Raw genomic sequence first — 13,057 nt, forward strand, 5'->3', positions numbered from 1 at the left:
TGCAACCGGATAGATTTCCCGGGTGCAGCCCCGCCATTTCATGTCCGTCGTGCTCGCGGCGACCCTGTGGGGCACGGGCGGCTTCCTGGGGACGCTGCTGGCGGACGCCAGCGACGTCCCGCCGGCCTCGGTCGCGATGTGGCGCATGGTCATCGCGGGCGTCGTCCTCACCGTCTGGCTCGCGGCGCGCGGGTCGGTCGGGTTGCGCAGCCTCGACCGGGCGATGGTCGTGCGGATCCTCGCGACGGGCTCGCTCACCGCGGCCTTCGAGGTGCTCTACTTCACCGGCATCGCGCTCGCGGGCGTGGGCCTCGCGACGCTCGTCACCATCGGATCCGCGCCGGCCTGGGTCGCGCTGTGGGACTGGTGGCGCCACGGCGACCGGCCGGACGCGCGCCGCGTGCTCGCGCTCGTGCTGGCCCTCGGCGGCCTCGCGCTGCTGCTGGGCTCCTCGCTCACGGCGGGCGACCGCGCGCTGCTCGGCACGTGCGTGGCCGTCGTCACCGGCGCGGTGTTCGCGGGCGTCACCGTCGTCAACCGCACGCCGGTGCCGGGCCTGGGCGCGGCCCGCCTCACCGCGCTGTCCTTCACCGCGGGCGGCCTGCTGCTCGTGCCCGTCGCGCTCGTGCTCGGCTGGGGCGCGCCGTCCGGCGCCGCGTCGTGGGGGATCGCCGTCGCCCTGGGCGTCGTGTCGACAGCGCTCGCGTACCTCGCGTTCCTCTCGGGCCTCGCGACCGTGCCCCCGTTCGTCGCGACCGTCGTGAGCCTGCTCGAGCCGCTCGTCGCCGCCATCCTGGGCGCGCTCGTGCTGGGGGAGAGGCTCGGCTGGGGCGGCATCGTCGGCGGCGCGGTGCTCGGGAGCGCGGTGGTGCTGTTGCGCCCACAGCGAGACGAGCCGGAGAGCATCCATTGACCGCCTACGATGGTCGGGGACTGTACAGGCTTTCGAGGAGCGCAACGTGGCTGTGATCGACCGCATCATCCGTATGGGCGAGGGGCGCGAGCTCCGCCGTCTACAGAAGGTGGTGACGCTCACCAACGCCCTGGAGGAGGCGTACGAGGCGCTGTCGGACGACGAGCTCCGCGGCCTCACCGACGAGTTCAAGGAGCGCCGTGCGAACGGCGAGAAGCTCGACGACCTCATGCCGGAGGCGTTCGCGGCGGTCCGCGAGGCCGCGCGCCGCACGCTCGGCATGCGCCACTTCGACGTCCAGATCATGGGCGGCGGCGCGCTCCACCACGGCAACATCGCGGAGATGAAGACCGGTGAGGGCAAGACCCTCGTCGCGACGCTGCCGGCCTACCTCAACGCCCTCGACGGCAAGGGCGTGCACATCGTCACCGTCAACGACTACCTGGCGAGCTACCAGTCGGACCTCATGGGACGCGTGTTCCGCTTCCTCGGCATGGCCACGGGCTGCATCGTCGCGAACCAGTCGCCCGAGGTGCGCCGCCAGCAGTACCTGGCGGACATCACCTACGGCACGAACAACGAGTTCGGCTTCGACCACCTGCGCGACAACATGGCGCTCGACCCGTCGCAGCTCGTGCAGCGCGGCTACCACTACGCGATCGTCGACGAGGTCGACTCGATCCTCATCGACGAGGCGCGCACGCCCCTCATCGTCTCGGGCCCCGCCTCCGGCGACAACAACCGCTGGTACGTCGAGTTCGCGCGTCTCGCCAAGGAGATGGAGATCGACGTCGACTACGAGGTCGAGGAGAAGAAGCGCGCGGTCGGCATCCTCGAGCCCGGCATCGACAAGATCGAGGCGGCGCTCGGCATCGAGAACCTCTACGACCCGGCCAACACGCCCCTCATCGGCTTCCTCAACAACGCGATCAAGGCCAAGGAGCTGTTCCGCCGCGACCGCGACTACGTGGTCCAGGGCGGCGAGGTCGACATCGTCGACGAGCACACCGGCCGCCTGCTCAAGGGCCGCCGCTACTCGGAGGGCCTGCACCAGGCCATCGAGGCCAAGGAGCGCGTGCCGATCAAGGCGGAGAACCAGACCTACGCGTCGATCACGCTCCAGAACTACTTCCGCCAGTACGAGAAGATCGCCGGCATGACGGGCACCGCCCAGACCGAGGCGGCGGAGCTGCACTCGACCTACGGGATGGGCGTCATCCCGATCCCGACCAACCGGCCGATGATCCGCGCCGACCAGTCGGACCTCCTGTACAAGTCGCAGAAGGCCAAGCTCACCGCGGTCATCGAGGACATCCTCGAGCGCAACGCGATCGGCCAGCCGGTGCTGGTCGGCACCGTCTCGGTCGAGAAGTCCGAGGCGCTGTCGCAGGAGCTGCGCAAGCAGGGCATCGTCCACACGGTCCTCAACGCCAAGCACCACGAGAAGGAGGCGGCGATCGTCGCCGAGGCGGGCCGCAAGGGCGCCGTCACCGTGGCCACCAACATGGCGGGCCGAGGCACCGACATCATGCTCGGCGGCAACCCGGAGTTCCGTGCCGTCGCGGAGATGCAGGCGCGCGGGCTCGACCCGAACGAGAGCCCCGAGGAGTACGAGAAGATCTGGAAGGACGTCTTCGCGCAGGCGAAGGCGGACGTCGAGACCGAGCGCGACGAGGTGCTCGAGGCCGGTGGCCTCTACGTGCTCGGCACCGAGCGTCACGAGTCGCGCCGCATCGACAACCAGCTCCGCGGCCGCTCCGGTCGTCAGGGCGACCCGGGCGAGAGCCGGTTCTACCTCTCGCTCGAGGACGACCTCATGCGGATGTTCCAGTCCGGCCTCGCGGCCTCGGTGATGAACTCGTCGGCGCTGCCCGACGACATGCCGATCGAGTCGAAGGTCCTCACCCGTGGCGTGCAGAGCGCGCAGGCGCAGATCGAGGGCCGCAACCACGAGATCCGCAAGAACATCCTCAAGTACGACGACGTCCTCAACTCGCAGCGCAAGATCATCTTCACCGAGCGCCGCCGCGTGCTCGATGGCGAGGACATGCACGAGCAGATGGAGGGCTTCGTGCGCGACGTGGTCGCCGCGTACGTGCGCTCGTCCACGCTCGTCGGCTCGCCCGACGACTGGGACCTCGAGGCCCTGTGGAAGGACCTGCGGGCCGTCTACCCGGTGTCGATCGACATCGAGGAGGTCATCGAGGAGGCCGGCGACCTGTCCGGGCTGTCGACCGCGTTCCTCGAGCGCGAGCTCGTCGCGGACGCCAAGCTGCAGTACGGCCTCGTCGAGACCAAGCTCGGCGCGGACGTGATGCGCCAGGTCGAGCGCCAGGTGCTGCTTCAGGTCCTCGACTTCAAGTGGCGCGAGCACCTCTACGAGATGGACTACCTCAAGGAGGGCATCGGCCTGCGCGCGATGGGTCAGCGCGACCCGCTGATCGAGTACCAGCGCGAGGGCTTCCAGCTCTTCGAGGCGATGTCGGACGCCATCAAGGAGCAGGCCGTCTCCATCCTCTACCGCGTGGAGAAGAAGGAGGCGCCCGCGCCGCAGGCCGCCGTGACCGCGGACTCCGCGGCCGCGACCGCCCAGCAGCAGGCCGCCGCGGCCCCGGCTCCGGCGCAGCGCCTCGCGGGCGGCGGCGCCGCCACGGCCGCCGGCCCCGCGGGCCAGCGCATGGTCGCGACCCCCGCCACCGGCTCCGCCGGCGGCCCGGTGCAGGCACGGATGGGCGCGCTGACCTTCTCGGGCCCGTCGCAGGACGGCTCGGGCACCGCGAAGGTGGCCGCGCCCGCGCAGCCCGGCGGCCCCAAGCCGTGGGACGACGGCCGCGTCTTCGAGGGTGCGGGCAAGAACTCGCCGTGCCCGTGCGGCTCGGGCCGGAAGTACAAGATGTGCCACGGCAAGAACGAGGAGGGCGCGGAGCTGTAGGCCACCGCGACCCCGCGACGAGGGCGGCACCCGGCGGGTGCCGCCCTCGCGCGCGTCCGGGGCGCTCGCCCGTCAGCCGATGTCGAGCACGGTGATGACCCAGCGGCCCGCGCGGTCCTCGAGCCGCAGCGCGACCGCGTGCGACATCCCGGCGATCTGGGCGACCGCGGCGATCTCCGCGGCGTCGCGGGACACCCGGCATGCGCGCGCCCGGAGGATCCGCGCCCCCGCGCCGCCGTCCCGGCCCGCGCGGCGCGCGAGCGAGTGCTGGCGGGCCAGCCGCTCGCGCACCTCCGGCGTGATCCACCGCAGCAGCGAGTCGAGCCCGTCGCCGCCGTGGACCACCTCGATCGCGGTGAGCGCGACGGTGCAGGCCAGCGGCGTCGGGTCCCCGAGCGTCGCGCGCGGGCGGCCGTAGACGTCGCGGCGGGCCGGGCGGGGCGACCACGCGGGCTCGGCGCTCACCGCGCGTCCCCGGCGAGCGCGGCGGGGAGCGCGAGGCGCAGCCCGGGATGGATGAGGTCCGGGTCCGAGCCGACGGTGTCGCGGTTCGCCGCGTACAGGCGGGGCCACGCGTCCGCGACCTCCGCGGCGCCGGCGGTCGCGCCGAGCGCCTCGGCCGTGATCGACCACAGCGACTCTCCCGGCTCGACCACATGGACGCGGGGCCCGCTCCCGGTGTCCGCGCGCGTCTCCTCGGCGGGGACGATGCGCGCGGGGCTCGGCGCCCGTGTCGCCGGGGCCCACGGCACGGAGACAGGCGCGGGGTCCGCGGGCAGCCATCCCGCCGACGGCGGCGGCTCGTCGGCGTGGGCCGCGCCCGCGCCGAGCAGGGACGCGGCGAGACCGGCGGCGACGCCGCGCGCGAGCCGACCGGTCCAGGCGGGTGCGGAGGCGCCGCGTGCCCGGGCCGCGAGGGCGGCGGCGACCTCGACGAGGAAGCGCAGCGCGATCGCCGCGGCCGCGATCCCGGCGCAGGCGAGGACCGCGTCGGCGGCCGTCCACACGCGCCAGTCGACCGCCGCGGCCGTGCGCCACGCGAGCGCGGCGGCGCCGCCGCCCGTCCCCGCCGCGGCGAGGGTGGCGACCGCGGCCCTCGCGGATGCTCCCGCCGGTCTCCGCGCTCTCGCCACGCGCGCCGCGCGCCCGCCCGGCCGCCGCATCGTCCCCGCCGCTCCGCCCATCACAAGCCCCCGTTTGATGTCGTTTGATGCTGTTTGGTATCTTCTGATGTAGTCCGTCGCGTCCGTTTTGTCCACCCGGGATTCCCGCCTGTGGAGGCGGCGGCTAGCGTGACGGCATGCGCTGGGAGCTGCTGTTCGCGGACCTCGAGTCGAGGCTCGAGGCCGAGGAGCGCGCCGAGGTCGAGGCGGAGATCGCCAAGCGGACGCGCGATGAGCGGGCCGCGGTGACGCTCGCCGGGCGGCTCGCGGCGCACGCCGGCGGGCGCGTGGCCCTCGTGCTGCGCGGCGGAGGCCGCGTGGCGGGAGCCGTCGCGGACCTCGCGGGAGCGTGGGTGCTGCTCGACACGGCCGAGGGTCAGGCGGTGGTGCCGCTCACGGCGGTGGCGGCGCTCGACGGGCTGGGCCACGGCTCCGCTCCGCTGACCGAGGTGCGGCGCCGCCTCACCCTCGCCTCGGCGCTGCGCGAGCTCGCGGACTCGGGGCTGCCGGTCGCCGTCGAGACGGACGGCGGCACGTGGCGCGGGGTCATCCGCGCGGTGGGCGCGGACCACCTCGACCTCGATGCTGGCGGCGTGGCGCGGACCGTGCCGCTCGGCGCCCTGCTGGCGGTGCGGGCGGGCTGACCCTCAGCGGGCGTCGCGCTCCTTGAGGTGCTCGCGGGCGAGCGCGTACTGGCGGGCGATGTAGCCCTCGAGCTCGCTCTCCTCGACGCGCCACTGGCCGCGGCCGCCCACCTGGATCGCGGGCAGGTCGCCCGAGCGGACGAGCGCATACGCCTGCTGCGAGGAGATGTTGAGGATCTCCTGGACGTCGCTCAGCTTGAGGAACCGCGGTGGCACCCGGCCATTGTGACACGGCGCCGCCGCGCGTGCCCGCTGTCCACAGCTCTTCCCGTGCAGGGGTCGCACCAGGCATGATGTCTCCATCCGGCGGCTGTGGGGGGTGCCGATGGGCGACGATGTTCAGGCGGTGGCGGCGCGTCTGCGGCCGCCCGGGTGGCGCGACCCGCGCCTCGTGGTGGGTGTGCTGCTCATCGTGATCGCCGTCGTGGGGGTCGCGGCCGCGTTGCGGGCCGCCGACCGCACGACGCCCGTCTACGCGGCCGCCGACGCCCTCGCGCCGGGCACGGTGCTCGACGAGTCCAACCTGCTGATCGCGCACGTGCGGGTGGGCGACGGCTACCTCGCGGCGCCCGCGGACGCGCCCTTCGGACGGGTGCTCACGCGCGCAGTCGGGGACGGCGAGCTCGTCCCGGCCAGCGCCGTCGCGACGCGGGAGGACTTCGACGGCCGTCCGGTCGCGGTGATCGCCTCCGCGCCGGTCGCGGACGGCGTGGAGGCCGGCGCGGTCGTCGACGTGTGGGTCACGCCCGAGGACGGCTCCTCGACACGGGTGGGCGAGGCGCTGGCGGTGGCGGCGGTCGAGCGCGACGAGGGCTCGTTCGGGCTCGGCGGCGAGACCGTCTACGTCGTGGTGCCGGGCGACGAGGTCGGCGCCCTCCTCGACGCGCTGGCGGCCGCGGCCGAGGTCGCGGTCGTGGGGATCGGGTGAGCGCGCCGCTCGGCGTCATCGTCGCCGTGCGCGGTGACGGCGAGGCCGCGGTCGTCGCGGAGGTCGACGCGCACCCGAGGCTCGCCGTGGTGCGCCGCTGCGCGGACCTCGCGGAGGCCGTCGCGGTCGCGCGCGCCGGGCTCGGCTCCGTCGTCGTGCTGTCGGAGCAGCCGCACCTCGACGCGGACGCTGTGGCGGCGATCCGTGCGGCGGGCGCGGGCCTCGTCGGGGTGGCCGACGGCGCCGCGCCGCGCCTCGAGGCGCTCGGGGTCCCGCTCGCGCGCGCCGGGCTCGCCGAGGCGGTGCTCGCCGCGGTCGACCGGCCGGCGCCGGACTTCGCGCCGCCGCCCGAGCGGGGCCCGGGCGCCGTGATCGCGGTGTGGGGCACGGGCGGCGCGCCCGGCCGCACCACCGTCGCCGTCAACCTCGCGGCCGAGTCGGCCCTCGCGGGGCACCGCACCGTGCTGGTCGACCTCGACACCTACGGCGCGTCGGTGGCCACCGCGGTGGGGCTCGCGGACGAGGCCCCCGGGATCGCCGCGGTGGCACGGTCCGCCGCGCGCGGCGAGGACGCGGCCGCGCTGCTCGCGCGCCACGCGGTCGAGGTCGCGCCGCGCCTGCGTGTCGTCACGGGCCTCACGCGGGCCGCGCGCTGGCCCGAGGTGACCGCCCCCGCTCTCGAGCGGCTGTGGCCCGCGCTGCGGGCGCAGGCCGACGTCGTCGTCCTCGACCTCGCCGCCCCCGCCGAGGACGGCGGCGCGCACGCTCCGGGCCCGCGCCGCGACGGCGCGACGCTCGCTGGCCTCGCCGAGGCGGACGCGGTCGTCGCCGTCGGGGGAGCGGAGCCGCACCAGCTCGTGCGCCTCGTGCACGCGCTGCTCGACCTCGACGGCCCCGCGCCGGTGGTGGCGGTCAACCGCATCCGCGCGTCGGTGGCCGGGGCGCGGCCGGAGGACGCGATCGCCGCCGCGCTCGGACGCCACGCGGGCGTCACCGAGGTGTGGCCGCTGCCGTGGGACCTGAGGGCCTGCGACGCGGCCGCGCGCGACGGCCGCACCCTCGCCGAGGTCGCGCCGCGGTCGCCGCTGAGGAGGGCGATCGCGTCGATGGCGGAGGTGGTGATCGCCGCCGCGCGCGCCGCGCGTGGTGAGCCCGCGACGGTGACAGACTGAGGCCATGCGCGTGTACATCCCCGCCACCGTCGACGATCTCCCTCGCTGCGCGGACGGGCTGTGGGAGCCGCCGCTCGCCTACGCCGTGACGGAGCGCCTGCTCGCGCTCGTCGACTCCGATGACGCGGACGAGCTCGCGGAGATCGCCCGCGACGTCGCCGCGCGCGCCTCGGTGATCGACGTCGGCTCGCCGCTGCGGGTGGTCGTCGTCGCCGAGCTCACGCGCCCCGAGTGCGACGCGGACCCCGACGTCCACCCGGCCGCGGTCCGCGTGCAGGGCCGGATCCCCGCCTCGGCGATCGCGTGCGCGTTCGTCGACGAGCCGGACGCGGCCGACGACGTGCGCGCGGCCCGCGCGGGCGACGAGGACGCGCTCGACCGGCTCGACGACCACGACATGCTCTGGTACGACGCGTCCGAGCTCTCGCACGTGCCCGTGGGGTAGGCGCGGGTCAGGTCAGCGCAGCCGCGCGAGCACCTCGTCGTGGAGCAGCCCGTTGGTCACCAGCGCGTTGCCGCCGTGCGGTCCGGGGGAGCCGTCGACGCCCGTGAAGCGGCCGCCCGCCTCCTCGACGATCGGCACGAGCGCGGCCATGTCGTACAGCGCGAGCTCGGGCTCCGCGGCGATGTCCACCGCGCCCTCGGCGACCATCATGTAGCTCCAGAAGTCGCCGTACGCGCGCGTGCGCCACACGTCCGACATCAGGCCCATGAAGGCCGGCAGCCGCCCGAACGCCTCCCACTCGGCGAGGTCGGAGTACGACAGCGACGCCTCCGCGAGGCTCGCGACCGCGGACACGTGGATCGGCCTGGCGGTGGCCTCCGACGCCCCGAGCCACGCGCCCTGGCCCCGTGCCGCGAACCAGCGGCGGTGCAGCGCCGGCGCGCTCACCACGCCCACGACGACGTCGTCGCCGTCGAGCAGCGAGATCAGCGTCGCCCACACCGGCACGTCGCGGATGAAGTTCTTGGTGCCGTCGATCGGGTCGACCACCCAGCGGCGGGCGGACTCGCCGGTGGTGCCGTACTCCTCGCCCACGAACGCGTCGGCGGGGCGGTGCTGCGCGATGAGGTCGCGCGCGAGGCGCTCGGCGGCGCGGTCGACCGCCGTCACGGGGGTGTCGTCGGGCTTCGTCTCGACCGTGAGCTCGCCGGTCGCGAAGTTCGCGAGCGTGAGGCGGTCCACCTCGTCGGCGATCGCGAGGGCGAGCAGCAGGTCGTCGGCGTAGGGGGCGTCCGTCATGGCTTCAACCTACCGGGGACGATGCGCGGGTCGCCCGGCGCTCTTCCCCGACGGTGCGCGCGGAGCGGTCAGTACTGGTCGCCCGCGGCGCGGGAGGCGAGCAGCCGGCGGATCGAGTCGACGCGGGCGTGGCGCTCGGGCACGTCGCCCGCCCACGCGTCGAGCTCGCAGCCGGCCTCGGCCGACTCGTGCGTGCAGCCGCGCGGGCAGCGCTCGTCGGCGGCCGCGGCGACGTCGGGGAAGGCGAGGATGAAGTGCTCGGGGTCGACGTGCGCGAGCCCGAACGACCGCACGCCGGGGGTGTCGACGATGCGGCCGCCGCTCGGCACGTCGTACAGCACCGCCGACGTCGAGGTGTGGCGTCCGCGGCCCGTGACGTCGTTGACGACGCCCACGGCGCGCCCCGCGTCCGGCACGAGCGCGTTGACGAGCGTCGACTTGCCGACGCCCGAGTAGCCCACGAGCACCGTGGTCGCGCCCTCGAGCGACGCGCGCAGCTCCACGAAGCCGGGATCCTCGTCGGGGCCGCCCTCGCGCCTCACGGATGTCTCGAGGACCCGCACCCCGAGCGGCTCGTACGCGGCCCGGAGGTCGGAGGCGTCGGCGAGGTCGGCCTTGGTGAGCACGAGCACGGCCTCCATGCCGGCGTCGAACGCGGCCACGAGGCAGCGGTCGATCATGCGCGGGTTGGGCTCGGGATCGGCGAGCGCGGTGACGATCGCGAGCTGCTCGGCGTTGGCGACGATCACGCGCTCGGTCGCGTCGGTGTCGTCGGCGGTGCGGCGCAGCGCGGTCGCGCGCGGCTCGCGGCGGACGATGCGCGCGAGGGTGTCCGGCCGGCCGGAGGTGTCGCCCACCACGCCGACGCGGTCCCCGATCACGAGGCCCCGGCGCCCGAGGTCGCGCGCCTTGACCGCGGTGATGACCGCATCGTCCATCCGGACCGTGTAGCGGCCGCGGTCGACGGCGATCACCGTGCCGGGCTCGGCCTCCTCGTGCGCGGGGCGCACCTTGGTCCGCGGGCGCGACCCGCGCCGGTTGGGGCGCACGCGCGCGTCGGACTCGTCGTAGCGGCTCCAGTCGCTCACGTGCGGTCCGGCGTCGAAGGCATGCGCCCAGCCTACCGAGCGGTCGCGGCCGGGCGCGGCGCGCGTCCGCGTCCTACGCTCGGAGGGAGGCGAAGGGACGCGTCATGGAGGACACGCTGAGGATCGCGGTGGTCGGCGCCGGCGGATGGGGCGCGCAGCACGCGCGGATCTTCTCGAGGCGGCGGGACACGGAGCTCGTGGGCATCGTCGGGCGCGACCCCGGCCGCACGGCCGCCCGGGCCGCCGCGTTCGACACCACGCCGTACACGGACATCGACGTCATGCTCGAGGAGGCGCGACCGGACCTCGTGACGGTGTGCCTGCCCAACGAGGCGCACTTCGAGCCGACGCTCCACCTCCTGCGCCGGGACGTGCCGCTGCTCGTCGAGAAGCCGCTCGTGTTCGAGCTGGACGAGGCGGACACGCTGCTGGCCGAGGCGGAGGCGCGGGGGCTGTTCTTCGCCATCAACCTCAACCACCGGTACGCGGAGCCGGTGGCGCGCGCGAAGGCCGCGATCGACGCCGGCGAGCTCGGCGACGTGGTGTTCGCGACCTGGCGCTTCGGCGGCGAGCCCAACTTCGGGACGAGCCCGCACGCCAACCTCATCGAGACGCAGGTGCACGGGATCGACATGCTCGAGCACCTGTGCGGGCCGATCGACAGCGTCGCCGCGCAGATGACGGACATGACGCGGCCCGGGACGTACACGACGCTCGCGGTGGCCCTGCGCTTCGCCGGCGGTGCGGTGGGCAGCCTCGTGGGGTCCTACGACTCGTCGTACGCGTACCCCGACACGCACCTCGTCGAGGTCAACGGGACGCGCGGCAGGCTGCTCATCGAGGACACCGTCAAGCGGCTCACGGTCTCGTCCGCGGGCGACGCGACCCGTCGCGTGTGGGAGGCGGGCTACTTCGACGACGAGGCGCGGACGTTCGAGTACACGTTCGACCGGCACGTCGAGCACCTCCTCGCGGCCTTCCGCGCCGGCGACGAGCCGCCGGTGCACGCCCGCGAGGGCAGGCGCGCGCTCGAGGTCGCGCACGCGATCATCCGCGCGTTCGAGCAGGGCGTGCGCGTCCCGGTGTGAGGGCCGCTCAGCCGTCGAGGCCGAGCATCCCGCGCCACATCGCGGGGAAGCCGGGCATCGTCTTCGCGGTGGTGCCGACGTTCACGACGCGCACGTCGGGCACAGCGAGCCCGACGATCGCCGCGAAGGTCGCCATGCGGTGGTCGTGGTACGTCTCCATGTCCGCGCCGTGCAGCCCCGCGACGCCGTCCTCGGGCAGCCCGCCGAAGGCGAGCGACGCCTCGTCCGCCGTGCACGTGCCCCCGAGGCGGGTCACCTCGGCGGCGAGCGCCGCGAGGCGGTCCGTCTCGTGGCCCCGCAGGTGGCCGATGCCGGTGAGCCGGCTGGGCCCCTGCGCGACGGCGCACAGCGCCGCGATCGTCGGCGTGATCTCGCCGGCGGGGGAGAGGTCGGCGTCGATGCCGCGGACGGTGCCGTCGCCAGTCACGGTCATGACGTCGCCGTCGAGCGTGCACGTCGCGCCCATGCGGGTGAGCAGCTCGGGGTAGTACGCGCCGGGCTGGGTGGTCTCCGCGGGCCAGCCGGGGATGCGCACGGTGCCGCCCGCGACGAGCGCGGCCGCCATGAACGGGCCGGCGTTGGAGAGGTCGGGCTCGACCCGCACGTCGCCCGGGCGGATCTCGCCGGGGTGGACGATCCAGGTGCGCTCGTCGGGCTGGTCGACCCGGATGCCGGCCTCGCGCAGGGTCGCGCACGTCATGTCGATGTGCGGCAGGCTCGGCAGCGTCGCACCGGTGTGGCGCACGGTGAGGCCCTCGGGCAGGCGCGGCGCCGTGAGCAGCAGCCCGGTGACGAACTGGGAGGACGACGACGCGTCGACCTCGACCACGTCCGGGACCTCCGCGGGCGGCGTCACGGTGAAGGGCAGGGTGCCGCGGCCGTCGTCGTCCACGTCGGCGCCGAGCAGGCGCAGCGCGTCGAGGAGGGGGCCCATGGGGCGCACCCGCGCACCCTCGTCGCCGTCGAAGCTCACGGGCCCGTCGGCGAGCAGCACCATCGGCGGCACGAAGCGCATCACCGTGCCGGCGAGGCCGCAGTCGACGTGGGCGCCGCCGCGGATCGGTCCGGGCGTGACGCGCCAGTCGTCGCCGGAGTCGTCGACGTCGATCCCCAGGCCGCGCAGCGCGCCGATCATGAGGTCCGAGTCGCGCGAGCGCAACCCGCCGCGCATGGTCACGGGCTCCGCGGCGAGCGCCGCGAGCACGAGGTGGCGGTTGGTGAGCGACTTGGAACCGGGCACGGAGACGGTCGCGTCGAGCGGACGATGCGCGAGGGGCGCGTCCCACGCCTCGCCGGGGCCGGTGCCGGTGGGGAGGGCGCCGCTCACGCGGCGCGCTTCTTGGAGCCGGCGGCCTTGAGAGCCGCCTTGGCCTCCTTCTCCTTCGCCTTCGTCTCCGCGGCCTTCTCCTTGGCCTTCGCCTTCTTCGCCTTCTTGCGGTCGATGTGGCGCTGGCTGTGGCCCGCCGTCGCGGCGAGCAGCACGCCGCCGACGAGCGAGAGGTTCTTGAGGAACTGCTCGAGCTCCTCCTCCTTGCGCGTCTCGTCCTCCTCGTTCCAGAAGGGGTGGGCGAGCGCGGCGGTCGCGCCGGCGAGGCCCGCGAGGCCCAGCGCGGCGGCGCGCGGGCTCCGCGACAGCGCGAGCGCGGCGGCGAGCGCGACAGAGGCGGCGCCGTGGACCTTCACCAGGTCGACGGTCTTCACCTCCTCGAGTCCCAGCTCCTTGAGGGCGGGCTCGACGGTGGGGGCGACGCGCTCGGCGCGCGCCTCGGGCTCGAGATAGCTCTGGACGCCTCCGTAGACGAACCACGAGGCGAGCAACGGCCTGGCAAGTGCACGCAACATGCCTCCTACGCTATCAAGCGAGGCGCTCTCCGTCAGGGCCGGGA

General features: G+C 74.8%; 14 protein-coding genes. 7 read left to right on the forward strand and 7 right to left on the reverse strand.

Annotated features, from left to right (window positions below; translation table 11 throughout):
- The first annotated feature begins 22 nt into the window (after nucleotides 1-22).
- On the forward strand, nucleotides 23-913 hold the full coding sequence (locus tag AOM07_RS06775; protein WP_156171846.1) for a DMT family transporter: 891 nt from the start codon (nucleotides 23-25) through the stop codon (nucleotides 911-913).
- 73 nt (nucleotides 914-986) lie between these two features.
- Nucleotides 987-3,845, forward strand: a complete 2,859-nt coding sequence (gene secA / locus AOM07_RS06780) for a preprotein translocase subunit SecA (protein WP_062312602.1) — start codon at nucleotides 987-989, stop codon at nucleotides 3,843-3,845.
- 72 nt (nucleotides 3,846-3,917) lie between these two features.
- On the opposite strand, the gene AOM07_RS06785 is transcribed toward secA, so the two are convergent.
- Entirely contained in the window at nucleotides 3,918-4,310 is a 393-nt protein-coding gene (locus AOM07_RS06785; protein ID WP_062312072.1) for an Rv3235 family protein, read from the reverse strand.
- Nucleotides 4,307-4,978, reverse strand: coding sequence for a LysM peptidoglycan-binding domain-containing protein (locus AOM07_RS06790; protein ID WP_156171847.1), 672 nt, complete (start codon nucleotides 4,976-4,978; stop codon nucleotides 4,307-4,309). Before AOM07_RS06790 ends, AOM07_RS06785 begins: the two co-directional genes overlap by 4 nt.
- A 167-nt stretch (nucleotides 4,979-5,145) precedes the next feature.
- Here AOM07_RS06790 and AOM07_RS06795 point away from each other — a divergent pair, with 167 nt between their 5' ends.
- Entirely contained in the window at nucleotides 5,146-5,652 is a 507-nt protein-coding gene (locus AOM07_RS06795) for a hypothetical protein (protein WP_062312077.1), read from the forward strand.
- Between the two features lie 3 nt (nucleotides 5,653-5,655).
- Here AOM07_RS06795 and AOM07_RS06800 read toward each other — a convergent pair whose 3' ends face one another.
- Complete coding sequence (locus AOM07_RS06800; protein WP_062312080.1) at nucleotides 5,656-5,868, reverse strand: helix-turn-helix domain-containing protein; 213 nt, start codon at nucleotides 5,866-5,868, stop codon at nucleotides 5,656-5,658.
- A 109-nt stretch (nucleotides 5,869-5,977) separates the two neighbouring features.
- On the opposite strand from AOM07_RS06800, the gene AOM07_RS06805 reads away from it, so the two are divergent.
- Genes AOM07_RS06805 through AOM07_RS06815 form a run of 3 tightly spaced genes read left to right on the forward strand, consistent with a single transcriptional unit; the run spans nucleotide 5,978 to nucleotide 8,197 of the window.
- Entirely contained in the window at nucleotides 5,978-6,580 is a 603-nt protein-coding gene (locus tag AOM07_RS06805; RefSeq protein ID WP_062312083.1) for an SAF domain-containing protein, read from the forward strand.
- Nucleotides 6,577-7,752 (forward strand): CpaE/TadZ family protein, encoded by a 1,176-nt coding sequence (locus AOM07_RS06810; protein WP_062312086.1) that lies wholly within the window; start codon nucleotides 6,577-6,579, stop codon nucleotides 7,750-7,752. The genes AOM07_RS06805 and AOM07_RS06810 overlap by 4 nt, the downstream gene beginning before the upstream one ends.
- 4 nt (nucleotides 7,753-7,756) lie before the next feature.
- Nucleotides 7,757-8,197 carry a DUF6912 family protein gene (locus AOM07_RS06815; RefSeq protein ID WP_062312090.1) on the forward strand — a complete coding sequence of 147 codons (441 nt, stop codon included), beginning with the start codon at nucleotides 7,757-7,759 and terminating at the stop codon, nucleotides 8,195-8,197.
- 12 nt (nucleotides 8,198-8,209) lie between these two features.
- Here AOM07_RS06815 and hisN read toward each other — a convergent pair whose 3' ends face one another.
- Both hisN and rsgA read right to left on the reverse strand, forming a co-directional pair.
- Nucleotides 8,210-8,995 (reverse strand): histidinol-phosphatase, encoded by a 786-nt coding sequence (hisN, locus tag AOM07_RS06820; protein ID WP_062312093.1) that lies wholly within the window; start codon nucleotides 8,993-8,995, stop codon nucleotides 8,210-8,212.
- A 68-nt stretch (nucleotides 8,996-9,063) separates the two neighbouring features.
- Nucleotides 9,064-10,083, reverse strand: coding sequence for a ribosome small subunit-dependent GTPase A (rsgA, locus tag AOM07_RS06825; protein WP_062312096.1), 1,020 nt, complete (start codon nucleotides 10,081-10,083; stop codon nucleotides 9,064-9,066).
- A gap of 104 nt (nucleotides 10,084-10,187) precedes the next feature.
- On the opposite strand from rsgA, the gene AOM07_RS06830 reads away from it, so the two are divergent.
- Nucleotides 10,188-11,171, forward strand: a complete 984-nt coding sequence (locus tag AOM07_RS06830; RefSeq protein WP_062312099.1) for a Gfo/Idh/MocA family protein — start codon at nucleotides 10,188-10,190, stop codon at nucleotides 11,169-11,171.
- A gap of 7 nt (nucleotides 11,172-11,178) precedes the next feature.
- Here the strand turns inward: AOM07_RS06830 and aroA are convergent, their stop codons facing one another.
- Both aroA and AOM07_RS06840 read right to left on the reverse strand, forming a co-directional pair.
- Entirely contained in the window at nucleotides 11,179-12,498 is a 1,320-nt protein-coding gene (gene aroA / locus AOM07_RS06835; protein ID WP_062312103.1) for a 3-phosphoshikimate 1-carboxyvinyltransferase, read from the reverse strand.
- Nucleotides 12,495-13,013 (reverse strand): hypothetical protein, encoded by a 519-nt coding sequence (locus AOM07_RS06840; protein ID WP_156171848.1) that lies wholly within the window; start codon nucleotides 13,011-13,013, stop codon nucleotides 12,495-12,497. Before AOM07_RS06840 ends, aroA begins: the two co-directional genes overlap by 4 nt.
- Between the last annotated feature and the right edge of the window lie 44 nt (nucleotides 13,014-13,057).

Source organism: Demequina rhizosphaerae, from assembly GCF_000971255.1.
Taxonomy (GTDB): Bacteria; Actinomycetota; Actinomycetes; order Actinomycetales; family Demequinaceae; genus Demequina; species Demequina rhizosphaerae.

What these genes read in the sequence shown, in the direction of transcription:
- AOM07_RS06805 (WP_062312083.1), top strand. Translation starts at nt 5,978, where the DNA reads ATGGGCGACGATGTTCAGGCGGTGGCGGCGCGTCTGCGGCCGCCCGGG.
- hisN (WP_062312093.1), bottom strand. Translation starts at nt 8,995, where the DNA reads ATGACGGACGCCCCCTACGCCGACGACCTGCTGCTCGCCCTCGCGATC.
- AOM07_RS06840 (WP_156171848.1), bottom strand. Translation starts at nt 13,013, where the DNA reads ATGTTGCGTGCACTTGCCAGGCCGTTGCTCGCCTCGTGGTTCGTCTAC.
- secA (WP_062312602.1), top strand. Translation starts at nt 987, where the DNA reads ATGGGCGAGGGGCGCGAGCTCCGCCGTCTACAGAAGGTGGTGACGCTC.
- AOM07_RS06830 (WP_062312099.1), top strand. Translation starts at nt 10,188, where the DNA reads ATGGAGGACACGCTGAGGATCGCGGTGGTCGGCGCCGGCGGATGGGGC.
- AOM07_RS06795 (WP_062312077.1), top strand. Translation starts at nt 5,146, where the DNA reads ATGCGCTGGGAGCTGCTGTTCGCGGACCTCGAGTCGAGGCTCGAGGCC.
- AOM07_RS06815 (WP_062312090.1), top strand. Translation starts at nt 7,757, where the DNA reads ATGCGCGTGTACATCCCCGCCACCGTCGACGATCTCCCTCGCTGCGCG.